The sequence below is a fragment of the Aminiphilus circumscriptus DSM 16581 genome (assembly GCF_000526375.1).
In the GTDB taxonomy this organism is placed as follows: Bacteria; Synergistota; Synergistia; order Synergistales; family Aminiphilaceae; genus Aminiphilus; species Aminiphilus circumscriptus.
In genome coordinates, this window is record NZ_JAFY01000007.1 from 330,234 (window position 1) to 355,505 (window position 25,272).

Annotated in this window: 23 protein-coding genes; 13 read left to right on the forward strand and 10 right to left on the reverse strand. The window is 59.9% G+C overall.

Annotation, left to right across the window (positions count from 1 at the left end):
• Nucleotides 1-21 precede the first annotated feature (21 nt).
• From fliW to pseC, 12 genes are all read left to right on the forward strand, one after another.
• Complete coding sequence (gene fliW, locus K349_RS17200; protein WP_029166081.1) at nucleotides 22-585, forward strand: flagellar assembly protein FliW; 564 nt, start codon at nucleotides 22-24, stop codon at nucleotides 583-585.
• A complete protein-coding gene (csrA, locus tag K349_RS0112305) occupies nucleotides 585-815 on the forward strand; it encodes a carbon storage regulator CsrA (protein ID WP_029166082.1) in 231 nt (76 codons plus the stop codon). Before fliW ends, csrA begins: the two co-directional genes overlap by 1 nt.
• 139 nt (nucleotides 816-954) lie before the next feature.
• A complete protein-coding gene (locus K349_RS0112310) occupies nucleotides 955-3,708 on the forward strand; it encodes a 6-hydroxymethylpterin diphosphokinase MptE-like protein (protein ID WP_029166083.1) in 2,754 nt (917 codons plus the stop codon).
• A 110-nt stretch (nucleotides 3,709-3,818) separates the two neighbouring features.
• On the forward strand, nucleotides 3,819-6,158 hold the full coding sequence (locus K349_RS0112320) for a flagellin N-terminal helical domain-containing protein (RefSeq protein ID WP_029166084.1): 2,340 nt from the start codon (nucleotides 3,819-3,821) through the stop codon (nucleotides 6,156-6,158).
• 75 nt (nucleotides 6,159-6,233) lie between these two features.
• The gene (locus tag K349_RS18180; RefSeq protein WP_029166085.1) at nucleotides 6,234-6,596 is read left to right on the forward strand and encodes a flagellar protein FlaG; all 363 of its coding nucleotides are present in this window, start codon (nucleotides 6,234-6,236) and stop codon (nucleotides 6,594-6,596) included.
• Between the two features lie 289 nt (nucleotides 6,597-6,885).
• Nucleotides 6,886-7,881: a UDP-N-acetylglucosamine 4,6-dehydratase (inverting) gene (gene pseB / locus K349_RS0112330; protein ID WP_029166086.1), complete on the forward strand. Its 996-nt coding sequence runs from the start codon at nucleotides 6,886-6,888 to the stop codon at nucleotides 7,879-7,881.
• A 6-nt stretch (nucleotides 7,882-7,887) separates the two neighbouring features.
• Nucleotides 7,888-8,619, forward strand: coding sequence for a cytidylyltransferase domain-containing protein (locus K349_RS0112335; protein WP_029166087.1), 732 nt, complete (start codon nucleotides 7,888-7,890; stop codon nucleotides 8,617-8,619).
• Nucleotides 8,620-8,850: 231 nt separating this feature from the next.
• On the forward strand, nucleotides 8,851-9,585 hold the full coding sequence (locus K349_RS0112340; protein WP_029166088.1) for a DUF4910 domain-containing protein: 735 nt from the start codon (nucleotides 8,851-8,853) through the stop codon (nucleotides 9,583-9,585).
• An 82-nt stretch (nucleotides 9,586-9,667) separates the two neighbouring features.
• A complete protein-coding gene (locus tag K349_RS0112345; protein ID WP_029166089.1) occupies nucleotides 9,668-10,699 on the forward strand; it encodes an N-acetylneuraminate synthase family protein in 1,032 nt (343 codons plus the stop codon).
• Between the two features lie 161 nt (nucleotides 10,700-10,860).
• The gene (pseH, locus tag K349_RS0112350) at nucleotides 10,861-11,436 is read left to right on the forward strand and encodes a UDP-4-amino-4,6-dideoxy-N-acetyl-beta-L-altrosamine N-acetyltransferase (RefSeq protein WP_029166090.1); all 576 of its coding nucleotides are present in this window, start codon (nucleotides 10,861-10,863) and stop codon (nucleotides 11,434-11,436) included.
• 303 nt (nucleotides 11,437-11,739) lie between these two features.
• Nucleotides 11,740-12,705 carry a hypothetical protein gene (locus K349_RS0112360; RefSeq protein WP_029166091.1) on the forward strand — a complete coding sequence of 322 codons (966 nt, stop codon included), beginning with the start codon at nucleotides 11,740-11,742 and terminating at the stop codon, nucleotides 12,703-12,705.
• A gap of 449 nt (nucleotides 12,706-13,154) precedes the next feature.
• The gene (pseC, locus tag K349_RS0112370; RefSeq protein WP_034266039.1) at nucleotides 13,155-14,324 is read left to right on the forward strand and encodes a UDP-4-amino-4,6-dideoxy-N-acetyl-beta-L-altrosamine transaminase; all 1,170 of its coding nucleotides are present in this window, start codon (nucleotides 13,155-13,157) and stop codon (nucleotides 14,322-14,324) included.
• Nucleotides 14,325-14,408: 84 nt separating this feature from the next.
• Here the strand turns inward: pseC and K349_RS0112375 are convergent, their stop codons facing one another.
• Nucleotides 14,409-14,630: a putative Se/S carrier protein gene (locus K349_RS0112375; RefSeq protein WP_029166094.1), complete on the reverse strand. Its 222-nt coding sequence runs from the start codon at nucleotides 14,628-14,630 to the stop codon at nucleotides 14,409-14,411.
• A gap of 302 nt (nucleotides 14,631-14,932) precedes the next feature.
• Between K349_RS0112375 and K349_RS0112380 the strand changes: the two genes are divergently transcribed.
• Nucleotides 14,933-15,373, forward strand: a complete 441-nt coding sequence (locus tag K349_RS0112380; RefSeq protein WP_029166095.1) for an OmpH/Skp family outer membrane protein — start codon at nucleotides 14,933-14,935, stop codon at nucleotides 15,371-15,373.
• A 286-nt stretch (nucleotides 15,374-15,659) separates the two neighbouring features.
• Here K349_RS0112380 and K349_RS0112385 read toward each other — a convergent pair whose 3' ends face one another.
• The 9 genes from K349_RS0112385 to K349_RS0112425 form a co-directional block, all read right to left on the reverse strand.
• Nucleotides 15,660-16,382, reverse strand: coding sequence for an ABC transporter ATP-binding protein (locus K349_RS0112385; RefSeq protein ID WP_029166096.1), 723 nt, complete (start codon nucleotides 16,380-16,382; stop codon nucleotides 15,660-15,662).
• On the reverse strand, nucleotides 16,382-17,155 hold the full coding sequence (locus tag K349_RS0112390) for an ABC transporter ATP-binding protein (RefSeq protein ID WP_029166097.1): 774 nt from the start codon (nucleotides 17,153-17,155) through the stop codon (nucleotides 16,382-16,384). The genes K349_RS0112385 and K349_RS0112390 overlap by 1 nt, the downstream gene beginning before the upstream one ends.
• A gap of 5 nt (nucleotides 17,156-17,160) precedes the next feature.
• Nucleotides 17,161-18,033 (reverse strand): branched-chain amino acid ABC transporter permease, encoded by an 873-nt coding sequence (locus K349_RS0112395; protein WP_029166098.1) that lies wholly within the window; start codon nucleotides 18,031-18,033, stop codon nucleotides 17,161-17,163.
• Between the two features lie 13 nt (nucleotides 18,034-18,046).
• Nucleotides 18,047-18,928 carry a branched-chain amino acid ABC transporter permease gene (locus tag K349_RS0112400; protein ID WP_029166099.1) on the reverse strand — a complete coding sequence of 294 codons (882 nt, stop codon included), beginning with the start codon at nucleotides 18,926-18,928 and terminating at the stop codon, nucleotides 18,047-18,049.
• Between the two features lie 132 nt (nucleotides 18,929-19,060).
• Entirely contained in the window at nucleotides 19,061-20,212 is a 1,152-nt protein-coding gene (locus tag K349_RS0112405; RefSeq protein WP_029166100.1) for an ABC transporter substrate-binding protein, read from the reverse strand.
• Between the two features lie 98 nt (nucleotides 20,213-20,310).
• Nucleotides 20,311-20,814, reverse strand: a complete 504-nt coding sequence (locus tag K349_RS0112410) for an adenosine-specific kinase (protein ID WP_029166101.1) — start codon at nucleotides 20,812-20,814, stop codon at nucleotides 20,311-20,313.
• An 82-nt stretch (nucleotides 20,815-20,896) separates the two neighbouring features.
• The gene (locus tag K349_RS0112415) at nucleotides 20,897-22,078 is read right to left on the reverse strand and encodes a M20 family metallopeptidase (protein ID WP_029166102.1); all 1,182 of its coding nucleotides are present in this window, start codon (nucleotides 22,076-22,078) and stop codon (nucleotides 20,897-20,899) included.
• A 61-nt stretch (nucleotides 22,079-22,139) separates the two neighbouring features.
• Nucleotides 22,140-23,471: an N-acyl-D-amino-acid deacylase family protein gene (locus K349_RS0112420; protein WP_029166103.1), complete on the reverse strand. Its 1,332-nt coding sequence runs from the start codon at nucleotides 23,469-23,471 to the stop codon at nucleotides 22,140-22,142.
• Between the two features lie 167 nt (nucleotides 23,472-23,638).
• Nucleotides 23,639-25,030, reverse strand: a complete 1,392-nt coding sequence (locus K349_RS0112425; RefSeq protein WP_029166104.1) for a YfcC family protein — start codon at nucleotides 25,028-25,030, stop codon at nucleotides 23,639-23,641.
• Nucleotides 25,031-25,272 lie beyond the last annotated feature (242 nt).

The window sequence follows — 25,272 nt, forward strand, 5'->3', positions numbered from 1 at the left end:
TTGACGACGAGGTGAGATGGTGTGAGGACTTTTGCGACCGCGCGGTTCGGCGTTCTTTCCGTGAACGAGGAAGATGTGCTTCGTTTTCCGAAGGGAATTCCCGGTTTCTACGAACATCGTGAATGGGCTCTTGCCGGAGAGGACGACAACCCCGTGAAATGGCTCCAAAGCCTTTCCGACGGGGCCATCGCTCTTCCCGTGATGCCACCTCAGGCGGTGCTGCCCGACTATAACGCCAGGATCGTCTCCGGTGATCTGGAAGAACTTGCCGTGGAGGATCCTGGCGGACTGAGCATTCTGGTCGTGGTCTCCATTCCTCCTGATGCACCCTGGAACATGACCGCCAATCTGCGCGCTCCCATCGTGGTGAACGTGGCAAAGCGCCTGGCGAAACAGGTCATCTGCAGCAACGAGGAATACGGCCTTCGCGCTTTCGTCCTCTCCGATGCAATGCGGGCATCCTTCGAAGCCCAGGCTCGTCTTTCCGCCGAAGAGGCCGCCCGTGCGGCCGGTCCCGCCGGAGCCTTCGGAGAGGAACACGGGGCGGGTTCCCGCACTACCCCGACGGGAGAGGAGAACTTCTAGTGCTCGTGCTCACGCGCAAGGTCGGGGAAGGACTCGTCATCGGCGAGGACATCGAGATCGTCATTGTGGAGACCCGGGGCGATTCGGTGCGCATCGGCATCAGCGCGCCCCGTTCCGTGGGGGTATGGCGCAAGGAGCTGTGGGATCAGATCCGGGAAGAGAACCTCCGGGCGGCCGCCCAGAGCCCCTCCGCGCCGCTGGAGGACCTTTTTCCGAAGAAGGAAGAATGAACGTTCCCTGATCGCGCTCTTTTTCATGAAAGCCGCCGGCTGTTGTCCGTATGCCGCTGCACTTGTTCCGGCCGACGCCGCCTGCGTGTCGGCCCGTTTCTTTGTGAACCACACCTGATCATGCCGGAGGAGAGATGTCGTGAAACCTTCACCCCTTCTCGAACAGAACCTGAGAACACTCCGCACCCTCCAGCCTCTTTTGGCCAAGAAGATCGAGGAACGTCTTTCCGCCTGGCAGGACCTGCCGGAGCCGCAGATCCGCGAGGTGCGCAACGGACGCTGGATCTCGGGGCTGTCTCCGGTGCCCTTTTTTCAGCACCCCGTGGAAGCCCGCCGAGATAAGCGCCTTGCCAGAAAGTCACTCTTCCTTCTTCTGGGGGTCGGTGCGCCGCCCTATCTGTTTCACCGCTTTCGCTCCCTTCCAAAGGGAACATTGGGCGTGGTGGTCTTCGAGCCGAACCTGGACCTGCTCATCCACACCCTGAACCTCACGTCGGTCTACCTGGCCGTTCCCGAAGGATGTCACCTTTCCTTCCTGGTTTCCGCGGATGTTCCCGACATCAGGGAGGCCATGGACGTCAACATCCGCCCCATGGGGAGTTACATCGTGGCCGACGCGGAGTTTCTGCTCCACGACGGCGAGACGGAGGCCTTCGGCGGCGTCTTCCGGCAGATGCGGGACGGTTTTCTGCGGGAGGTCCGTGCCCACATCGACATGCTGGGCAACTCTCCGGAGGACACGCTCCTCGGCTTCCGGCAGATGGTGCTGAACCTCCCCTGGCTCCTCACCACCCCGGACCTCGGCGCCCTGGCGGAGCACTTCCGAGAAGTGCCCTTCATCTGCGTCGCCTCGGGGCCTTCGCTCGAAAAAAACCTGCACCTGCTCCGGGGCATGGAAGACCGCTGCGTCATCATCGCCGCGGACACGGCCCTGCGGCGCTTGCTCGTCGAGGGCATCCGCCCTCACGTGGTGGTGACTCTAGAGCGCCCCATGCAGATGTACAACAAATATTTCCGCCCCCTTGTGGAAGAGCACGCCGAGGCCTGCCGGGACATCCTGTTGCTCTCCCAGGGGGTGAGTCCTCCCCAGATTCCGGGACGCTGGCCCGGTCCGAAGGCCGTGGTGGGAAAGATGGAGGTTCCTGTGGACCGGTGGTTCATGCACTCCGTCCTGAAGAGCTTTCTCCTTCGGTCCGGCATGTCCGTGGCGCACATGGCCCTTGTTGTGGCCGCCATGTGGGGTGCCACGCACATTGCCCTCGTCGGACAGGATCTGGCCTTCGGCGAGGAGGGGCAAAGCCATGCGGAACTCACCGCCGACGTCTCCGCCCGGGAGGTGGAAAGAAAACGCGGACAGGAGGGGGGCTTCGACGTCCCCGGCTCCCTCGGCGGCACCGTGCGGACCACGAACGTCTGGTTTCTCTTCATCAAGGTCTTCGAGATGTTCATCCCCGATCTGCGGGGTGTCGCCGTCCACGATTGCACCGAAGGAGGCGCTCTCATCCGCGGCACGGAAGTGTGCCCTCTCGCGGAGTTTCTGGACCGTTTCGTCCTTTCCCGAGAGCCGCTGGAGACGACCCCCGGCGCACTGGTCATCAGGGCGCAGCGGGAGCGCACTCCGGACATCGCCGGAGTGCGGGGGCGCATCGCCCGCTCCCTTGAGGAGATCCGCGCCTGCGGTGCCGCCCTCGACGACATCGGTGCCGCAGTGGAGCGGGCCGTCGCACCGGGGCTCTCCCCCGAGCGGCGCCGACAGATTGCCGGCAGGGTGGCGACCGATCTGGATCGTGTACATGTCACCAATCCCGTGCTCGGTTTCATCGGCCAGAGCTACGCGAACCTCGCCGGGGTGGTCATGGCCCGCACCCGCTGGTTGGAGACCGTGGCGGAGGTGGAGGAGTGGGCCCGCATCCAGCGGGAAATCCTTCAGGCCCACCGGGTGAACGTGGCCTTTCTCGACCAGTGGCTCCGCTATGCCGACGCGCTCATCGGCGTCCTTTTGGAAGAAGTCGGAGGGGCCCCCGAGAGGGGGGTTCCGCTTCCGCCTCTCGATAACGGCGAGGCCGCCGACCGCTTTCCGGAGCTGCTCCGCCGCCTCGCCGCCGAGGTCGGAGAGGCGCGCAATGCCGCCATGGCACGGCTCAACCTGCTCGTCGCCCGGAGCGATGCGGGGCTCTCTCCCTGGACGGCGGGAGAGCGATGGGGCCTGGCACTCTTTCTCCACGCCCAGGGGCGCGCCGAGGAGGCGGTGCACCACATGGAGCGCGCCTACGGGGAGTACGACGGAAAGGAACTCCCCACGGAGCAGATCGTGGCCTTTCTCAAAGACTATGCCCGCATCGTGGCCACCCACGATCTCTGTTTCGTGCCGCGCTACCGCCTTGCCCGGACGCTGCTCGACAACGCTCGTCGCTACGCCCCGGAAGACCCGGAGCTCCCCGCGCTCACGGAGCAAATGCTTCAGGGACTGCAGGGATACCTGGATGACCTGCTCCGTTCCGGCATGGCGGGAAAACCCGAGGTGGACTTCGAGGCCCGGCGCATTGCGGCGGAGAAGCTGCTCAACGCGGGCAATCTTCCCGCCACCTTTGCCGCCGTGTGGCGCCTGGTGCTCGATTTCGAGGAAACAAAGCCCCATCTGGTGCGTCCCTTTCTTCTGTGGCTGGTAAAAACCGTCACCAACTGTCTCGACGCGGCGGACCCGGCCATTCAGAACGCCGCCGAGGCTGCGGTGGAGGGCATGCTGCGCCGGGTCTCTCTTTTCCCAAGGCTTCGCGTTCCGCTCTCGCAGCGCCTTTTGGAAAGATTCGACGATGCGGGACTCAAGATTTCCGTGGCGAGTGCCGAAGAAGAAAGCGGGAGTATCCGAGGGATACCGGAGAAGGAGGAGTGATGCCTGCCGGCGAAACGAAAAAAGTGCGTTGTGTTTTTGCGCTCCGAGGGAAGAAACATCTGGCAGTCAGGGTACGGATGCCCGACGACGGACAAGGAGGTTGACCTCTCATGAGAATCTACCATAATATTCCCGCGCTGTACGCGTACAATTCCGTCTCGTCCACCACGAGCGCCATGCAGAGTTCCATCGCCAAGCTCTCTTCCGGCTTGCGGATCAACAGCGCCGCCGACGACGCGGCGGGGCTCGCCATCTCCGAGAAGATGCGCGCCCAGATCAGCGGTCTGGACCAGGCCTCGGCGAACGCCCAGGACGGCATCTCCATGATTCAGACCGCCGAGGGCGCCCTCAACGAGACGCACTCCATCCTGCAGCGCATGCGCGAGCTCGCCGTCCAGGCCGCCAACGACACGCTCACAAGCCAGGACCGCAGCTACATCCAGCTCGAGATCGACCAGCTCAAGGAAGAGATCGACCGTATTTCCACGACCACCCAGTTCAACAAGAAAAAACTCCTCGACGGCAGCGCCGCCGCCCTCTGGTCCTCCGACAGCCTGGACACCGTGGCCACCATCAACGGCGCGCTCCGCACGGTGGACCAGTTCGGCCAGAAGGCCTCCGCCGAGGGGAACTACATCATCCGCATCAGCGCCAACCCCGGAAATGCGCAGGTTCAGAAGAGCGACATCTTCAAAGTGAAGCACGAGAACGTGGTCATGAACGTGGGACTCAACACCGAGGCGGGTGCCCGGAGCGTCGAGGTGGACAACCTTCCCGCAGGGGACTACAACATAACGATCGGAAGTGTCGGGGGTATTGTCGCAACGGCGAGCCAGGTTTATAACTTCGGCACGCTGAGCGCAGGCACCGGTTATGCAACAGCCGTCGCGGCGGCGAGCATTCTTTTCGAGGTGCTCTCCGTGAACACCGCCGCCGGGACCGTCGTGGTCCGCGCAGAATCCTACGTGATGGCCGCCGACGGAACGGTGACGAACTACACGGACGAGAATCTCACCCTCACCACAGCGAGCAAGACCGGTTACACCGGCCTTGGTTTCCTGATGGGGACGGCCGCGCTTGCCATTGATAACATCACGCAGTTTGTCGTGGGGGGTAAGATGGTCCTTCATCTCGCGGGAAGCGGCGCTGCCGATGTTGACGGTGTCATCAACGTGAGTGCCACGATCAACAGCACCTGGGCCGCCGCGGGGAACTGGAGCACGGCTACGGCGGATCGGACGCTTGAGCGCGGCTTCGCGGTCGCGCTGACGGCGATTCAAAATCAGGACATCCACTTCAGGACGTTCTACCTGAACACTCAGAACGGAAACGTCTTCCAGTCGGACATCACCATCGGATTCAACAGCAACACGACCGCATGGACGGCCATGGGTGCGACGGCGAACCTCGTCAGCTTCACCGCCGCCTACGTGGGACAGGTGGCCGAGGGGGATGTGTCCCTCCGGGATCTGGACAAGTTCTGGGACGCCAACGGCCGCTTCCTGCTGGAGGATCCCCAGAATATCACCATCACCCAGGGGAACGGCAAGCAGACCACCATCACCCTCAACTCCACGGACACGCTGAACGGCGTGGCGCAGAAACTCAACGACGCCATCGCCTTCGGTCTCGGCCAGTCTCAGTACGTGGGTGCCGACGCGGACAAGTTCGTCTCCTTCGTGGGTGCCGACGACGTGACGGCCTCCACCCCCGAGGCGGTGCAGGGCACCTTCGTCATCCGCTCCGCCGTGGCGGGCAAGGCGGGCGAGCTGAACTTCGCCGGTGACGAGGATGTCATCAAGGCCCTGAGCCTCAATGTCATCAAAAAGTCCTCCGAGTCGGAGTTCCGCGTCACCGTCCAGGACGCCCACAACGGCAACACCGTCGCCTCGGGCGTCAAGATCACCGGCAACAAGCTTCTCGGTGTGGTGCACGAGAACGTGGACGTCACCTTCAATGCCATGGCGAACATCGATGTCGCCTGGTCCGAGGCCGCCAAGGGATTCATCCTCACCAAGGAGAACGGCGTCTACGAGACCACGCTGCACCTTGCGGACAACACCACGGTCTTCCAGATCGGCGCCAACGAGAGCGAGGACATGGGCATCAGCATCGGCAACATGAGTTCCAGCGCCATCGGCGTGGACAACGTTCTCGTCACCGACCGGGAGTCCGCATCCAGCGCCATCACCCTCATCGACACCGCCATCGATAAAGTGTCGTCCCAGCGGGCCAAGCTCGGTGCCTACCAGAACAGGTTGGAGCACACCATCAACAACCTGACCGTGGCGAGCACGAACCTCACTTCCGCCGAAAGCCGCATCAGGGATGTCGACATGGCGAAGGAAATGATGAACTTCACCAAGCTGAATATCCTGCTCCAGTCCGGCAACGCCATGCTGGCCCAGGCGAATCAGCTTCCCCAGAACGTGCTGTCGCTCCTGCGGTAGACTGCCCGTTTGTAGTGTCCGAAGGGGGGGGAGCCCCCCCTTCGTGTTTTCAGGCGGCAATGAGGAGGAATCGACATGGATGTCCGGTTGAATGACGCATCCCCCCTCCGTCGTACCGCAGGGAGTACATCCCTTCCCGGCGCTACGTTTCCGGGTGGGCGAAGTGACGGAGAGAATGCAACGGCCTCCCCGGAGGCGAAGGCGTTGTCCCAGGACAAGGATGTCCTGGAGCAGGCTCTCGGGCAGGCGGAGAAGATGGCCCAGGTTTTCGGGCGCAATCTGAAATTCCGCTATATGGAAGAGGCGGGCATTGTCCAGGTGACGGTCATCGACGCGGGGACGGACGAGGTGATCCGGAAGATCCCCCCCGACGAGGTGGTTCGCTTGGTGGAGCACATTCACGACATGTTCGGTGCCATGCTCGACGTAAAAGCCTGATCTCCGGCCGTCGTCATCGTTGACGTGCATTTTTCTTTTTCCCGCGAGGCGGGCGAAGCGACAAAGCGTCGCGCCGCCCGCCTCGCGGCGCAAGAGGACGGAAACGTCAGGGTTTGGACTCCGGCGAGGAACAAACGCCGTCGAGAAACGGGCAGCGAGCGCAAACCGCGGAAAGAATTCTCCGAAGCACGATCCCGAGAACTGCATCTCCTTTCCGGAACGGCCGATACAGCAATCAGGCAGGTATTATGCAGAAGAAGATACGCGTTGCGCAGGAGAGGAGACGTTCATGTTCACGGGAAAGACGATACTCATCACGGGCGGTACGGGTTCGTTCGGAAAATCCTTTTTGCGACAGGTGCTCCGCGACGGTGCTCCTGCGAAGCTCATCGTCTTCTCCAGGGATGAATTGAAGCAGTTCGAGATGCAGCAGGAGTTCCTTTCTCCGGCCATGCGCTTTTTCCTGGGGGATGTGCGCGACGGCGAGCGCCTGAAGGCCGCCATGCGCGGCGTGGACTACGTTGTTCATGCCGCGGCGCTGAAGCAGGTTCCCGCTGCGGAGTACAATCCCATGGAGTGCATCAAGACCAATGTCCTCGGTGCATGGAACGTCATTCAGGCCGCCATAGAAAACAATGTGGAGAAAGTGATCGCCCTCTCCACCGACAAGGCGGCAGGTCCCATCAACCTTTATGGCGCGACCAAGCTTTGCTCGGATAAACTTTTCATCGCGGCGAACAACATCGCGGGAGGGCACCGTACGCGCTTTGCCGTGGTGCGTTACGGTAACGTGGTCGGGTCCCGTGGATCCGTGATTCCTTATTTCCGCAGGCTCGCCGCCGAAAAGGCACCTTTTTTGCCCATCACGGATCCGAAGATGACACGTTTTCTCATCACCCTTCCCCAGGGAGTCGCCTTCGTCTGCAAGGTCTTCGAGCGGATGCAGCGAGGGGAAGTGTTCGTGCCGAAAATTCCCTCTGCACGTATCCTCGATATCGCCGAGGCCATCGCCCCCGGCATGCCTACCCGCGTTGTCGGCATTCGCCCGGGAGAAAAGCTCCACGAGGTCATGTGTCCCCGGGACGATGCACACTTGGTTCTCGAGTTTTCGGATCACTACGTGATCCGTCCCGCCATCACCTTCGCCACGCCCCTGGACTATTCGGAGAACCCCCTTGGAGAACGGGGTGTCCCGGTAGGGCAGGGTTTCGAGTACGACTCCGCGAGCAACCCCTGGTATCTTTCCGTCTCCGAGATCCGGAGTCTTATTGGGGAAGGGATGTGAGCCCTTATGCGTGTCGTTGGAATCGTTCAGGCCCGCATGACCTCCACGCGCCTTCCGGGAAAGGTCCTCAAGGAGGTTTTGGGAAAGCCGCTGCTCCAGTATGAGCTGGAGCGCCTTTTCCGCGTCCCCTCCCTCAACGGCTTGGTGGTGGCGACGACGGAAAACGCGTCGGACGATCCTGTGGCGGAGTTGGCGTCTGCGTGTGGTGCCGGCCTTTTTCGCGGTTCCGAAGAGGATGTCCTGGCTCGCTACCACGGTGCCGCCCGCGAGGCGAACGCGGACGTGGTGGTGCGTTTCACCGCAGACTGTCCGCTCATTGATCCCGTCGTCTCCGAGAAAGTGATTCGTCACTATCTGGACCACGCCGAATCCTTTGAGTACGTGTCCAACACGTTGGTGCGCTCCTTTCCGCGCGGGCTTGACACGGAAGTGTTTTCCTTCTCCGTTCTCAATACGGCGTTTCACGAGGCGATTGCACCCACCGAGCGGGAGCACGTCACGCCTTTTCTCTATCGAAATCCGGATCGATTTCGTCTTGGAAATGTCGTGCACGAGGAAGACTTGTCGCACCATCGCTGGACCGTAGACACGCAGGAGGATTTCGAATTGATCCGCCTTCTTCTTGAAGCCCTTTACCCCCAAAAACCGGACTTTGTTTTGGGAGATGTTCTGTCCGTGCTCGAAAAGATGCCGGAGTTGTGGAAGATGAATGCATCTGTTCGGCAAAAATTAGACTGAGGAAGTGTATGGTGCGTGCGGTCACTACGTGAAAAGGAAAGGTCCCCCAGGGGAAAAATGTTCTCTTGACGAGCTGCAGCAGGCCTACAACACCATACTGACTTATGGACAGGCGGCCCTTCTTTTCGCTGTGGTGAGGTTGCATAGGGCGAAGAGCACGTAGACGACACCGGTATTTTTGGCGAGACCTTTATAGCGCACCTTGGGAAATCCGAAGCCGCATGTGACGACGTGGAAGGATATGTTCAACTCGAGAACGGACTGTTGCTCTCGGCATTGGGAAAATGGTTGCGGACGAAGGAAAGACGTTTTTCTCACCGCCTGGTTTTTGTTCCCGAGACGATCGGTGCGGTGGCTTACATTAATCGCAATTTCGAAGTGCTTAAGGAAAGGACAATTGCCGGATTTGTGTTGACTTGCGTTGGGGACGAGAATGGCTTCTCTTTCTTGCCCTCCCGCAGGGGAAATACGTTGACGGATCGCATATGCCGCCACGTGCTGTACTATGCGGTTGGGGAATATCGGGAATATTCCTTTCTGGACCGGGGAAGCGATGAGCGGCAGTACTGCAGCCCCGGCGTTGATCTTCCCGTCGCTTCCATCATGCGTTCGAAATATGGAGAATATCCCGAATATCACACGTCAGCCGACGACTTATCCTTTGTCACCCCCGGAGGTTTGCAGGAATCTTTCGAAATATATCAAATGTGCCTGGATGCCTTGGAACGAAACGAGGTTTACCGAACGGCATGTTGTTGCGAACCCCAGCTCGGGAAGAGGGGGCTTTATCCTACGCTGAGCACGAAGAATTCGGCAAAAGAAGTGCGAACAATGATGAATCTCCTCTCTCTTGCCGATGGCGAGACGGATTTGTTGGATATCGCTGAGCGGTTGGATGTGGGAATGTGGGAACTGTATTCTCTCGTCGATATTCTTATAGCACATGATCTGCTTTTGAGAATGTGAAAGAGAAATGCTTTATGAAATATGAGAAAATATTTTTATGTTTTGCTCTTCTAGCTCTAGCGTACAGGAAAAGGAGAGGTGTATGATTTTGTTGATGTTGAGAGGCGAAAGATCAGTTGGCGGAGGAGCACCGGCCTTTGTCATCGCCGAAATAGGAGCGAATCATAATCGCTCCCTTTCTTTGGCGAAGGAGATGATTGACGCTGCCGTCGCCGCGAAGGCCGATGCGGTGAAGTTTCAGATCTACAGCGCCGAGACGCTCTATTCGCGCAACACGCCGCGTCATTCCGGTTACGACAAGGACCTTTTTCCCCTTATCAAGGAGATCGAAACTCCCCGGGACTGGCTCCCCGAGCTGGCGGCCTACTGCGAGGAGCGCAACATCCTCTTCTTCGCCACGCCCTTCGATGCCGCCGCCGTGGACGAGCTGGACGCCGTCAGTGCGTTGTTCAAGATCGCCTCTTTTGAAATTGTGGATCTTCCCCTGATTCGTTATTGCGCCTCCAAGGGAAAGCCGCTCCTTCTCTCCACCGGCCTTGCCTCGATGGAGGAAATAGAGGATGCCTACGTGACGTGCAGGGACGCGGGAAACGAACAGGTGGCCTTTCTTCAGTGCGCTTCGGTGTATCCTGCACCGGCGCACATCATGAACCTGCGGAGCATGGAGACGCTGCGCCGCGCCTTCGGTGTTCCCACGGGTCTTTCCGACCACACCCGGGGAATCCATGTGAGCGTCGCCGCCGTGGCTCTCGGCGCGTCGGTTATCGAGAAGCATTTCACCATGGACCGGACCATGACGGGGCCCGACCACCCCTTTGCCATCGAACCCGACGAACTCGCGGAGCTTGTCCGTCAGATCCGCGAAGTGGAAGCCGCACTGGGCGACGGGCGAAAGCTCGGGCCTGCTCCGGAGGAGCTGGAATTTTACCAGAAAGCGCGCAGAAGCCTCCACGCGGCAGTCGACATTCCCGAGGGAACGGTCATCACCGAAGAAATGGTGTGCGCGAAACGTCCTGGTTTCGGCATTCGCCCGAAACATTTGCCGTTGGTGCTGGGCCGGGTCGCCCGACGGCGTATCGAGGCGGATGAATGGATCACCTGGGAGATGATCTGAGTGCGTGTTCTTTTGTTGGGGCCAGGCGATTCTCCTTTGTCGCATATCCGGAGAAAAACCTATCGTGATTCAGACAGCGAAAAATTATTGCTGAGAGAGTGAAGAGAAGGAACGCCGTTTTTTGTAGAAACGAGAGATCGACAAAGGGAGAGTCGGTGCTGATGCCTTTCTCGAAGAAGTCCGCCGTAACCTTTCTCGACGTCGCCGCGATCCCCGACGAGATCCAATGGAGGATTCTGGAGTGGCGGAACAGTGATTTCGTTCGTTCTCAAATGCTGCGGCAGCATTTGATTTCCCAGGAAGAGCACGGGGCGTGGCTTGCTGGACAGCGGAGCGGCGCGGGTGGGACCCGTTGTCGTGTCGCCCATGTGGATGACAAACCGTTCGGTGTCGTTTCGTTGAATCATATCGACATGCGTGCGGGCAACTCCGATTGGGGGATGTACATCGGAGAAAAGGAATTTCTGGGAAAAGGCTTGGGTAAGGTTCTTTTGGCGGAGATTCTCCGTTGGGGATTCGAAGAAACGGATCTGCAACGCCTTTATACATCCGTGCTTGCGACAAATGCCCAGGCGTTGGACCTTTATCTGAAAGCCGGTTTTATCCAGGAAGGACGATGGAGGAAACATGTCCTTTGCGAGACGGGCGAGCGAAGGGACCTTTTGTGGATCGGCATGCTCCGCGACGAATGGGAGGCGGAGAAGTCCCGTATTCTGCAATGGGCCTTGTCGCGTTGAACCTGTGGAGATCTGAATTCTGGAAGTCTCTCATGCATACAGCGATCATGCACACAGAGAGAGGCGTGTCCCTTCATTGCCATGTTGCGCATGAGGGAACACGAGGAAGAGAAGAGCTGCTGTAGCCGTCACTCCCCCGACGGTGCCGGAGCGACCACGGGAAGAATCCACCAGACGAGACGCCGGGAGACGCCGCCCTTGGTGCGCACCTCCTCGCCCTTCTCCTGAGACTGGTGACAGGAGGAGAAGACCACAAAGACAAGCTGTGCGGAGACGACGTGTGGAGACAGGATTGTGAGAGAAATGCGCGTACTTTTCCTCTCGAACGGGGGACCCGGAATTGGTGGTGGGCATCTTTCCCGCTGTGCCGCTCTGGCGGCGGCTTTCGGCGCGGAAGGGCTGCAATGCCGGTGGGTGGTGAACGAAGCCGCCCTGGCCATGTTGCCCCGGGAAACGCTTGTGGAAGCTCTCCCCGAAGCGCTCCTGTTCGCTTCCGACGCGGTTGACCTTGTACGAAAGCAGCGCCCCGATCTCATCGTGGTGGACAGTTACGTTCCGGAACTCTCGTTCCTCCGCGAACTGCGGGCCGTTGCGCCGCTCTGCGTGATTGACGACGACCGGGACCGTCCCGTTGACGAGGTTGCGTCGGTGTTGTTGAACTACAATCTGGGAGCCGAGGAGTTGGGATACGGAAGCTCGCCGGAACGGTCCCTTCTGGGGCTTCGGTATGCTCTGCTCCGCTCCGTTTTCGCGGACGTTGTTCCGCAAAGCGGCGAGTATGTTTTTCTCGCCGCGGGCAGTGCGGATATCCGTTCCGTGACGAGCACGTTTCTTGAGTGGTGGCGTCCTACTTTTCCGCCGCTGGTTGCCGTGCTCGGTCCTTTTGTTCCTCCCGGGGAGCGCGAACGGGCCCGGCAGCATGCGCGTTGTCTTCCTCAGGTGCGCCTCCTCGTGGCTCCCGAGGAGTATCCGCGCCTGTTGGCCGGAGCGGGTTTTGTCCTTTGTACCTCCAGTGTGTCCGCCTACGAGGCCCTTGCTCTCGAAAAGCCCCTCGCAGTTTTTCAGGTCGCGTCAAACCAGTGTCGTATCGGAGGGCTCATCGAGCAACGCGGACTTGGCGAAAACCTGGGAGAATGGGGGACCTTCACCGGAGACGACGTGGCCCGGGTGCTGTCCCGAGAGTGGAAAAAACCGGTTCCGTCCGTCAATCTCAATGGAGCTGTCGAGGTTGCGCGGACGGTGAGGGCGTGGTTGGAGGACAGACACTGAAGTTCGCATGGTCGCCTGTGGTGGATCGTTTTCCTCTTGCTGTCATCGTTACCTTCTTTAACCTTCTCGTTCACAATGCCATGCAAAGACTTGAAGAGGACATCTCAATTTTTCCACGCAATCGGAGCGAGGCTTACGGAGAACGCCGTGTGATTGCGAAGCAGGAGGCGTGCTGTTTTTCAGTGCGGTCCAGTGTTGTCGATCTTCTCGGGATAAGCCTTTAGGAATCTCTGAATAAGGCTGCGTCAGCCCCGCAGGGCGCCTCGCAGAGCCTGATGCGACCCGAGTCAAGGGAAAGGTCTTTATTCAGGGCTTCCTTTATACCGGAAAGACGTTGGATGGTTTTCTTCGGCGGGATAGAATCGGTGCGAATCCACAAGCGTTTTCGCATGGAGATGAAGTTCAAAAACGAAAGAACCGGAATGGAACCGAGCCGGATGGAAAGGGGTATGACCTTGGCGGAAAAACAGGCGTTTCTTCCCTACGGACATCAATGGATCGACGATGAGGACATCGCCGCCGTAGTGGCCGTTCTCAAGGGGGACTGGCTGACCATGGGGCCCACGGTGGATGCTTTTGAAAACGCTCTGGCGGAAAAGGTGGGCACTCGCTACGCGGTGAGTTTTTCCAGTGGAACGGCGGCGCTGCACGGTGCCATGTATGCCGCCGGCGTCGGGCACGGTGACGAGGTCATTGTTCCCCCGATGACGTTTGCGGCGACGAGCAATGCCGTGTTGTACATGGGAGGTATTCCGCGCTTTGCCGACATTGCGCCGGAGACGTGGTGCCTGGATCCGGAGGCCGCGCAAAAGGTCGTTTCCGGCCGGACGAAGGCCATTGTTCCCGTGAGTTTTACCGGATTTCCTCTGCCGCTGGAGCCCTTTCGGGCTCTGGCGAAGCACGCCGGAGCCGTTCTCATCGAAGATGCCTGTCATTCCCTCGGAGGCGAGCGGGAGGGGCGCAAAGTGGGCAGGGATGCGGACATGACTGTGTTCAGCTTCCATCCGGTGAAGCACATCACCACCGGAGAGGGGGGCATGGTGGTGACCGACGACGACGAGTTCGCCCGGCGGCTTCGCCTGTTCCGCTCCCACGGCATCACCAAGGATCCCGCGCAGATGCGAACGGTTCCCCACGGTCCCTGGTACACGGAGATGCAGGACCTGGGCTACAACTATCGGCTCACGGATCTTGGCTCTGCCCTTGGGCTCAGTCAATTGCGCCGGCTCGACGCCTTTGTCTCCCGGAGGCGGGAACTGGCGGCGCTCTACGACCGCCTGTTGCCGGAACTGAACGGAAAGACGTCCGCGCCTGTCGTCGAAACGCCTCCCACTCACCCTGGACATGCCTACCATCTTTATGCGGCGAATTTCGAACCTGCGGTGCGGAAGCACCTTTTCGAGGAATTGCGGAAGGCCGGTATCGGTGTGCAGGTGCATTATCTTCCCGTCCATCTGCACCGGTATTACCGGGAACGTTTCGGCTGGAAAGAAGGGGATTTCCCCGTGGCGGAGCGCCTCTACGGGGGGGAGATCTCCTTGCCTCTTTTCCCCTCCATGGAAAACGACGATGTTTCTCGCGTGGTCGGAGAAATCCGACGAATACTGGAAAACATGTGAGGCGTGAAACGGTGTTTCCACGGACCGGCACTGCCCATATCCATGTCCGTATCTTCGTGAATGGGTTTTATCGTCCGTGTTCCGTCATTCTTCCATTTTGTGGTATTCCGCAACCTCGACGTGATTTTTCTCGCAGAGAGCCCGAACGTGATCTCGGGCTTCGCAGGGAAAGCGGCAGGCAAGACCGCAACTTGCGGAGAGTTCCCGTGGGACCGGCGTTATGCGGGCGTTGATTCCAGCGGCGCGGCACATTTTTTCGAAGCGGAGCGCCATGTGGGTCGTCTCGAAAGTGGCAATGCAGAACACGGTCTATCCCTCCAGAGCGTCGGGCAAGGATTTTTGTGCGGGGACGGGATGGTTGTCGGACAAACGGAGTGCCTGCCGTTTTAAAGAATCGTCGTTCTCCGTGCTGAATCATGCTACCATGATCCGCATCGGAGAGGAACGCCCAAAGATGTGTGCGATGTGTTCCGTATCCGATTGGAGAACGGAAAACAGGGCCGTTTCAGCATTTCTACCTAGACGAGAACTCTTCCGCAGAGTAGAATTTTCCGGGTGTAGGGAAAAGGTATCGCAAACGAATGTACTTTCGAGGAGGTCCGTGGGGAATGAAAGCGTTCGGAAAAGGTGTCCTGTTGGTGTTGGCGGTTGTTGTTCTCACTGGGGTAGCGAGTGGGGTGGCACTTGCGGCGGAAAAGATCGGTGTCATTGACCCCCAGAGGATCATGTTTAACCACCCCAAGTTCGAAGAGACACAGAAGAAAATCCAGCAGGTTGTCGAGTCGAAACAGGACGAGGCGAAAATGGCCATCGAGACCGAGTCAGACAACAAGAAAAAGGCGGACATCTATCAGAAGAAACGCGAAGAGGCCGCAACCGAGCAGAACAAACTCATGGAACCCCTCTTCAAGGATGTGGATCTTGCCATGCGCGCCGTGGCGAAGGCAAAGGGGATCACACTGGTTCTCGACAAGGGCATGGTCTTCTTCGGCGGTGAGGACATCACCAACGACATTATTCAAGAACTGAAGAAGTCTGCGTCGAAGTAATGTTTTAACGTTTATTGTCTTCCAAAGCACTGCCGATTCGTATCGGCAGTGCTTTTTTTATGCTCATCGACTTGTTTCCCTTCTCTCCGATGCCGCTGAATCGTCATTCCTCCCTTTTTGGAGAGTTCATTGCGCGGGGATCAGCCGGCTCTCGTTTTGCGAGAAAGAGCGGACCTCATTCGATCGATTGAGCGAGAGTGGTTACGAGCCCCGAGAGACGATTCGGGGGGCGTTTCGCCCCCCGAATCGTCTCGTTTTTGTTTTTGGTGTCCGTGTGGTGCCCGGCTCAGTGCGTTGCGGGTTTTCCGCCGAGGTAGGCCGCCTCCACCTCGGGATTCGCGAGGAGTTCTTTGGATGTTCCCGAGAGGATGAGTCGTCCCGTCTGGAGCACATAGGCCCGATGGGAAAGCAGGAGCGCCTGGCGGGCGTTCTGTTCCACCAGGAGGATCGTCACCCCCTCCTCGTTGATGCGCCGGAGTTCCTTGAAGATTTCCTTGATGATGATCGGCGCGAGCCCCAGAGAGGGCTCGTCCAGAAGAAGCACCCGGGGGCGGGCCATGAGCGCCCGGGCGATGGCGAGCATCTGCTGCTCCCCTCCCGAGAGCGTTCCCGCGTACTGGTCCGTGCGTTCCCGGAGCCGGGGAAAGAGCGTGTAGACCCACTCCATGTCCTCGGCGATCTTGTTCCGGTCGGACCGGGGGAAGGCACCCATGAGGAGGTTCTCGTACACCGTGAGGGGGGCGAAGACCTTCCGCCCCTCGGGAGAGAGGGCGATGCCCTGGGCGACAACCTGGAAACTCCGCTCCGCCAGGAGCTTCCCATCCAGATAGACCTCGCCCCTGTCGCGCTTCACCATGCCCATGATGGCGTTCATCAGGGTGGACTTGCCCGCCCCGTTGGCGCCGATGACGCTCACGATCTCCCGCTCCTCCACGGCGATGCTCACGTCCGATAGGGCGCGGATGGCGCCGTAGCTCACGGAGAGATTCTTCACGTCCAGGAGGGCCATTATTCCTCCACCTCCTCGCCGAGATAGGCCTTGAGCACCTCGGGATGTCCCTGGATGTGCTCGGGATCGCCTTCGGCGATGAGCGCGCCGAAGTTCATGCACACGATGTGGGGGCAGATCTCCATGACGAGTTCCATGTGGTGCTCGATGACGAGGATGGTGAGACCGAAGTCCGCGTGAATCTTCTGGATCAGACGGTTCAGGTCCTGCACTTCCTCGGGATTCATGCCCGCCGCGGGCTCGTCCAGAAGGAGTAGCCTGGGCTCCAGGGCGAGGGCCCGGGCGATCTCCAGGCGCCGCTGGTGCCCGTAGGGAAGGGTGGTGGCGGTCTGGTCAGCCCGGTCGGCGAGCCCCACCCGTTCGAGAAGCGCCATGCTCCGGTCCCGGATCTCCCGTTCCACGGAGCGCCAGCGGCCGAGATGGGTGCAGGCTTCGAGGAAGGAGTAGCGGTGGTGTTGCTGGCAGGCGGTCATGACGTTCTCCAGGACGGTGGCGCTGGCGAAGAGGCGCAGGTTCTGGAAGGTCCGGGCGATTCCCTTGCGCACCACTTCGTAGGTCTTGTGGTTGGTGATGTCCTCCCCGAAGAAGGTGATGTGGCCGCTGGAGACGTCGTAGACGCCGGTGACGAGGTTGAAGATGGTGGTCTTTCCCGCGCCGTTGGGGCCGATGAGCCCCGCGAGTTCTCCCTCCTGGAGGATGAAGCTCATGTCGTTCACGGCGTGGACGCCGCCGAAGAATTTGTTGACGCCGCCGAGTTCGAGGGCGAAGGCCATGGGTGCTACCTCCTCTCCTGCGCGGGGGCTTTTCTTCCCAAGAGTTTCCGGAAGAGTTTCGGGCCGAATTCGTACTGGCCCATGATGCCCTCGGGACGCAGGACCATGATGACCACGAGGACGGCTCCGTAGATGAGCATGCGGTACTGGGAGATGGGGCGGAAGAGTTCGGTCACGAGAGTGATGATGGTGGTGCCGAGGAGGCATCCACTCAGGGAGCCGAGGCCGCCGAAGACGACCACGGCGGTGAGTTCGGTGGATTTGAGCATGTCGAACATGACGGGCTGGATGAAGGAGAGAAAGCCCGCGAGGAGCCCTCCGGAGACGCCGCAGTAGAAGGCGGAGATGGTAAGGCTCAGGACGCGCACTCTGGCGGTGTCGTAGCCCAGGAGGGCGGCGGCGATGTGGTCGTCCCGGCAGGCCTTGAACATGCGGCCGTAGCTGCCGTTGAGAAGACAGAAGAGCAGGAAGGCGAGCACGAGGAAGAATCCCACGGCGACGGGCATGGTGGTGAAGGTGGGGATGCCGGGATAACCCCGGGCGCCCCGGGTGACGGACTGCCAGTTCTCGAGAATGAGCCGGATGGCTTCGCCGAGGCCGATGGAGGCGATGGCGTAGTAGTCGCCCATGAGTTTCAGAGTGGGGATGCCGATGACGTAGGCGACGACGATGGCGAGAATGCCTCCGGCGACGACGGCTGGAAGCCAGTGGAGGTGGTATTTGACGGTGAGGATGGCGGTGGCGTAGCCGCCGAGGGCCATGTAGGCGGCGTGTCCGAGGGTGAAGACGCCGGTGAAGCCCGTGAGGAGGCACACGCCCATGGCGGCGATGGCGTTGATCATGAGCAGGGTGATGATGCCTTCGGTGTAGGCGGACATGGTCTGCCTCCCTCTAGACTTTCTCGCCCACGGATTTGCCGAAAAGGCCCGTGGGTCGGAAGAGGAGGGTGATCACGAGGAGTGAGAAGACCACCAGATCCCGGAGTTGACTGGAGATGAAGCCCGCGGTGAGCATTTCGGCGAGGCCGAGGATGAGGCTGCCCACGACGGCGCCGGGAAGGGAGCCGAGTCCGCCGATGACGGCGGCGACGAAGGCTTTGATGGTGATGCCGCCGAGCTGGGGATAGAGGGTGTACCGTACGGAGAGGAAGATGCCTCCCACAGCGGCCAGAACCCCGGCGACGAAGAAGACGAGGGAGATGAGGCGGCTCACGTTGACGCCCATGAGGCCGGCGATGCGCAGGTTGTACGCGGCGGCGCGGATGGCGAGTCCCCATTTGGTCCGGGTGAGGAAGAGCTGGAGCCCTCCGAGGCAGATGATGGCGACGACGAGGGAGATGAGGTCGAAGGCGCTGGTGGTGGCGAGCCCGAAGAGGTTCACGGGGTTGGTGGGAATGACCGGAGGAAGCGCACGGAAGCGGCCTCCCACGGTGACGACGAAGATGTTTTCGATGACGATGCTCATGCCCATGGAGGCGATGAGGAGGTAGAGGGTGACGTTGGTGCGCTCACGGATGGGTTTGTAGGCGAGTCTTTCCGTGAGGATGGCGCTCACGCCCGCGGCGATGAGGGACAGGCCTCCCGCGAGCCAGATGTTCATTCCCAAGGTCTTCAGGGCGAAGTAGCAGGAGTAGCCCCCGATGACGAGAAAGCTTCCGTGGGCGAAATTGGAGAAGAGAAGGATCGAGTACACCAGGGAGTAGCCTACGGCGATGAGGGCGTACACCGATCCCAGCGACAGGCCGTTGATGATCTGCTGCAGAAGAGTACCCAACAGTGATTCACCTCGTTTCGTGTGCATGGGAAAACACGAAAGTGTAAAGGACTCCCCGCACGGAGAGCGAGGAGCCCTTCACGCGGATGGAGTGTACGGAGGCGTGTCGAAACGCCCCCGTAGAATCATTTCCTAGGGTTTGATTTTCTTGAAGAACTGCCCCTTGCCGTCCTTGGCGATGAGGACGACGCCATCCTTGTCCTGGGGGTTGTGATCCGCGGGGTTGATGGTGAGCGTGGCGTGGTGGAGTTTCAGATCCTTGGTCGTCTCAAGGGCGTCGCGGATTTTCACGGAATTGACTTCGCCGGCCCGCTCGATGGCGTCCTTGAGCCAGTAGATCGCATCGTAGGCCATGACGCCGTTGGCGAATTCCTTGCATTCGTCGTTGTACTTGGCCTTGTAGTCCGCGAAGAACTTGGCCATGTTGGGGTCCTCCGGAGCCACGTGGGTGATCCAGTAGGAGTTCTCCATGGCATCCCCGGCGATCTCCCACATGAACTCGCCGTAGCCGTCGCCGCCGATGAAGACGATCTCGTTCATGCCGAGTTCCCGGGCCTGTTTGATGATGAGGGCCATTTCCTTGCCCATGTTGGGAAGGACGAGCACATCGGCGTTCTTGTTCTTGATCTCCGTGAGCTGTGCACGGAAGTCCACATCCTGGGCGCCGCGGAAGCCGAGGTCCGCCACGACCTCGCCGCCGTATTCTTTGTAGCTTTCCACGAAGAACTCCCGGAGCCCCTGGGAATAGTCGCTGGCCACGTCATAGAGGATGGCCGCTTTGAGCTTGCCGAGTTCTTTCGCGGTGAAGTAGGCGATGAGCTTTCCCTGATAAGGATCGGTGAAGCAGATGCGGAAGTTGTAGGGCTTCACCTTGCCGTCCTCGCCGACGGTGACGAGGGGGTTCGTGGGCAACGTGCCGATCTGGGGGACTTGCTTGCTGTTTACCAGAGGCGCTGTGGCAATGTTCCCGCCGCTGCCGTTGGGGCCGATGATGGCGACGACCTTGTCCTCGTCGATAAGCCGCCGGGCGGCGTTCACGGCATCTTCGGGACGCGCTTTCCAGTCGTAGACGATGAGTTCGATCTTCTTGCCGAGGACTCCACCGGCGCTATTGATTTCCTCAATGGCGAGCTTCGCGGCCATTTCTTCGGTCTTGCCGTAGGCAGCCCAGTCACCGGTGAGCGCAGCGATGTGTCCGACCTTGATTGTATCCTCCGCAAAAGCTGCTCCACAGATCGTTCCCGCCAAAGCCAGAAGAAGCACCGTCAACGCCAGTTTCCTCAAGGAAACCACCTCCAGATAGGATTGAATGCCTATTCGGAATTGTAGCAGAAAAGACGGGATCGTGTCTCTGTCGAAAATGTCATAATCCTGCTCACATTTCAACGTTTGTAGCCAATGATGTTGCGGAGAAGGTGCCTGCGGTCCGCTACGTCCTCTTCAGTCTCCACACCTTTGGAGGCGAATCCGTCCACCACTCCCGCGACGCCCCTGCCTTGATCCGTCTCGCAGACAATGACCTGAAGGGGGTTTGCCGTTGCAGCATCAATGCGGCAGACTTCCTGGACTGTTTTGATGCGATCGAGCACGTTGATGGGATATCCGTTCCGGAGCAGGATGACGAAGGTGTGTCCCGTGCGGAGTTTCATGGCGTTGGCAACGGCGGTCTCGACAAGGTCTGGAGTGTTGCCGTCGCTGCGGACGAGACAGGGGCCGGAGGCCTCGCAGAAGGCGATGCCGAATTCGAGCTGGGGTCCCGCCGTGACGAGGGCTTCGTAGAGATCTTCCACGGTCTTGATGAAATGGCTTTGGCCGAGGATGAGATTGCATCCTTCGGGAACGTCCATCTGTTCCACCGACCATCCTTTGATCGCTACAACGCTCATTCTTTCCACCTCCCGATGATGTTCGAACGAAAGCGGACTTTCGAACAGCTCGCTATGTTTGTACTGGCGACGTGGATTGTGATCATTGCGCCTCGCCGGAGAGGAACTCCTCGCGCATGCGTTTGCGGAGTCCTTCGTCGAGAAATGTCCGGAGCGTGCCGAAGGCGAGGGCTTTCGCGCCCAGGAGGATACCCGGGTGTGCGGCGGAAGAGGCGCAGAGGGCGGCGAATTCCCGCGTGTGCAGTGCCATGGGCTCCTCCGTGAGGGCGAGCACTGGCTGAAGAGCGGGGCAGCGGAAGCTCACGTTTCCCACGTCCGAGGATCCTCTCGGTTCCGGGGAGGAATGTACGGGGATGTTCAGACTCCGAAAGACGTCCTCCATCATGAATTCCGCAGTGGGGTTGGGTTTCAGGTTGTCGAAGCTCGCCTCGTAGTTGCGCCATGTCACGGAGGTCCCCGTGGCGAGGGCGGCGCCCCTGGCGCAGTTGTAGATTTTTTCCATGAGTTCGTTCAGATAGGTGCGCCAGGGGGCACGGAAATAAAAACGGGCGGAGGCGCTTTCGGGAACGATATTCGGCGCGGCACCGCCCTCCCGGACGATGCCGTGCATGCGCACCTCCGGCCGGACGTGCTGGCGGAGCATATCCACCGCGTGGAAGAGGAGCTGTACGCCGTTCAGTGCGTTGTGTCCTTCCCAGGGCATGGCTGCGGCGTGGGCGGCCTTTCCCTTGAAGGTGAACTCGATGGCGTCCATGGCGAGACATCGGTAGCGTACAAAGCTTTTTCCGGCGCCGGAATGGATCATCATGGCCAGGTCCGTGTCGTCGAAAATGCCCTGGGCTGCCATGGAGACCTTGGCTCCGTTGGTTTCCTCCGCGGGAGTTCCCACGATCCACAGGGTCCCGTTCAGCTGGTTCATCACCGGAGCGAGTCCCGCGGCGGCGAGAAGTGTCATCGCGCCATGAACGTTGTGTCCGCAGGCGTGGCCGATTTCCGGCAGCGCGTCGTATTCGGCGAGGAGTGCCACTTTGGGGCGTTTTCCGTTTCCCAGAACCGCCGAATAGGCGGTGGGAAGTCCCGCAAAAGGGTGTTCCACGGTGAAACCGCATGTTCTCAGAAAGTCCACGTGGAGGCGGCTTGCAGTGAATTCCTGTTCTGAGACTTCGGGATTGGCCGCTAGATGGTCGCTCAGGCTGTAAGCCTTTTCCGCAAAGGTTTCCAGAGCCTGTTGTACTTCTGTTTCCAATGCAGTGGGTCGGTGCATGGATTCATCCCCTTTTTAAGGTTGGTCTCTTCCGAGCTTTTGGAAGAGCGGTGGTGTGCTCTCAGCGGCGGAGGAGGAACGTTCCGAGCGGCTCCTCCGTGATCGTTCCCTCTCGTACGGCCACGCGTCCTCCGAGAAGAACGGCGCGGATGCCCTCGGGCGGCGCGAGCTGGTCGGAAAATGTCGCCTTGTCCGTGAAGCGCTCCGGCTCGAAGAGCACCAGATCGGCGGCGTTCCCGGGGCGGAGCGTGCCGCGATCGAGCCATGTCATTTCGGCGGGGATACTCGTGGCGTGGGCGAGTGCTTCGGGCCAGGAGAGCCCCTCCTCACGGAGTATGCGAAGTCCCCGGGGGAATGTTCCCGCGGCCCGGGGATGTCCTTCGCCGTTCCGTAAGACCGCGTCGGAGGCGATGGCGCAGCGGGGATGCCTGAGGCAGGTGCGCACCTCGGATTCGTTCAGCACATGGGCGATGATGAGTGCGGTGGGCGTTTCGGATCGCATTTCCTCGAACATGGCTTTGGTGAGGCGCTGCCCTTTGAATTTTCCCGATCCGGCCTCGAGAACTCCCACGTCTTTGTTCCAGCGATCCTCGAACCCGGGGTCGAAGACGGCGGACCCTACGGACGTGCAGAATGCCGCATAGGGGTAGCAGTCGAAGGTCACGTCCGTTCCGGCTGCGTATGCCTGATCCACCATGTCCAGAGCGGTCTGAAGCCTGCCGAAGGCGGTCATGCTGCCGAAATGCGAGATCTGCACGCGCACGCGGTGTCGCGCGGCGATGTCGATGGCTTCCTGGATCGCCTCGAGGCAGCGGGGACCATCGAAACGAATGTGGATGGAGATCCACCGGCGGGGAAATTTCGCGACCACGTCGGCGAGGGCGGCGATTTCCGCGGGGTCGGTATTGGGAACATATTCGAGTCCCAGGGAGAGCCCGAAGGAACCTTCGGAAAGCTCCCGCTCCAGCAGAACCTGCATCTCCGTCGTCTCGCCCGGCGTGGCGGGGCGATAGATGTCGTTCACGCCGACGGATTCCCGGAGAATACGATGTCCCGTGAGATAACCCAGATTGAGCCAGGGGGTCTGTCGCTTCGGTCGAACCGTTCCGAGCAGAGGTCCCGAGCCGCAGTTGCCCGCGATGGCGGTAGTCACGCCTTGTCGGAGCAGCGCACGTTCCACCGAATGGGGGTCGTCGAGTTCTTCATCGTGCATGTGCGTGTCCACGAAGCCGGGACAGACAATGCACCCCGTCGCATCCAGAACCTCCGTCGATTCTCCTTCCTCCTTGCCAACGTGCACGATTCGTCCGTCGGAGATCGTCACCGATGCCTCGACGAGCGTTTTCGTCTCGGGATCGGCCACCAGGCCCCCTCGTATGCGCAGGTCATTCATGTGCAAACACTCCTTTCTCCCCGTTCCCGTACGGAAGGGGCATCCATGAAAAGGGCAGGGTTTCCCCTGCCATGGTGAACTACATGAGCGATTTGTGCAAGAGCGGACTTGCCCGGCTCCGGGAGGAACGGTGTTTTCTCTTCCGGAGTCGGGCAAGAAAAGTGCGGCTACAGAAGGTTGAACGCCACCGCCGCCCAGACGAAGACCATCTGCACGACGAAGAGAAGGAGGAAGAAGGGGACGAAATACTTCCACCACTTTTCGATGGGCACCTTGGAGATGCTGCAGATGACGGGAAGCAGCGTGGTGGGCCAGAGGATGTTGGAGAAGCCGTCGCCGAACTGGAAGGCAAGCACCGCCGTGTTCCGGGAAATTCCCAGGAGATCCGAGAGGGGCGCCATGATGGGCATCGTCGTCGCGGCCTGCCCGGATCCGGAGGGGATGAAGAAGTTGATCAGGGTCTGAACAATGAGCATTCCCTCCGCGCCGACCCAACTGGGGAAGTTGGAGAGCGGTTGGGCGAGGCCGTTGACCACCGTGTCGATGATCTGCCCTTCCTTCATGACGACGAGAACACCCCTGGAAAGGCCGATGACGAGGGCGCCGAAGACGATGTCCCGGCATCCTTCGAGGTAGCAGGAGGCAAGTTTGCTGGGGCTCATGCCACTCAGGAGTCCCGAGGCGAAGCCCATGATGAGGAAGAGCCCCGCGATTTCGTCGAAGTACCATCCCTTTTCGATGACACCCCAGACGAGAAGCACCACGGTGCCCACCACAACGGCGAGGATCGCCTTGTCCTTGGGGCGGAAGTGACTTTTCACGAGTTCGTCGTGATCGAGGGCGAGGCTGCCCATGTCCAATCCGTAGACGAGGCTTTTTGTCGGATCCTGTTTGATCTTCTTTGCATAGCGCATGGTCCAGAGCACTGCCATGGAGACCATGACGAACCAGCAGACCATGCGGAATCCCATACCCTCGAAGAGAGGATCGATCTCGGCGATCTTTTGAGCGATCCCTACGGTGAAGGGATTCATGAACGCCGCTGCGAATCCCATGGCGACGCCGAAGCAGACCATGGACACGCCCACGATGGCATCGTACCCCATGGCGATGGCGAGTCCCACGAAAAGAGGGATGAATCCGAAGGTTTCCTCGTACATGCCGAAGATGGCGCCGCCGAGGGCGAAGGTGTACATGAAGACCGGTATGGCTAATATTTCCTTGCCTTTCAGAATGCGGAGAAGCCACCCGATGAATGCGTGGAGCGCACCGGTCTGAAGCACTACGAAGAAGGATGCGTAGACGAGAAAGACGAAGAAAATGATCTCTCCGGCATCGACCATGCCTTTCTGGATGGCGATGAAGGTGTTGAAGGGGCTGACCGGAGTTTGTTCCACATGATGGTATGTACCGGGAACCACGAGTGTTCTGTTGGTGCGTTCGTCCTTGGCGCGGTCGAATTGTCCCGCCGGGAGGACGTAGGTTCCGATCACGGCGAGAACGATGAGACCGAAGAGCAGCACAAAGGTATGCGGTACTTTGGATTTCCTTTCCGACATGTTCAGAATCCCCTTTCTCGTTGCCGGATAGAAGAGTGATGAAGAAGCGGATGACGAAAACTTTCGTGAAAGGGAACGACACGATCATCGAAGAGGCTACCTGGAATTTCCACCCCCTGTTTTTGCAGGTGTTTCAAATGTTGAGGCATCCAGCGGAATATACCATGTGCTTATGCCACAGGCAAGTTGATGAGCGCCGAAATATGGCAGTGTCACTCTGTTGAGAAAAAGAGAAGAGGAGG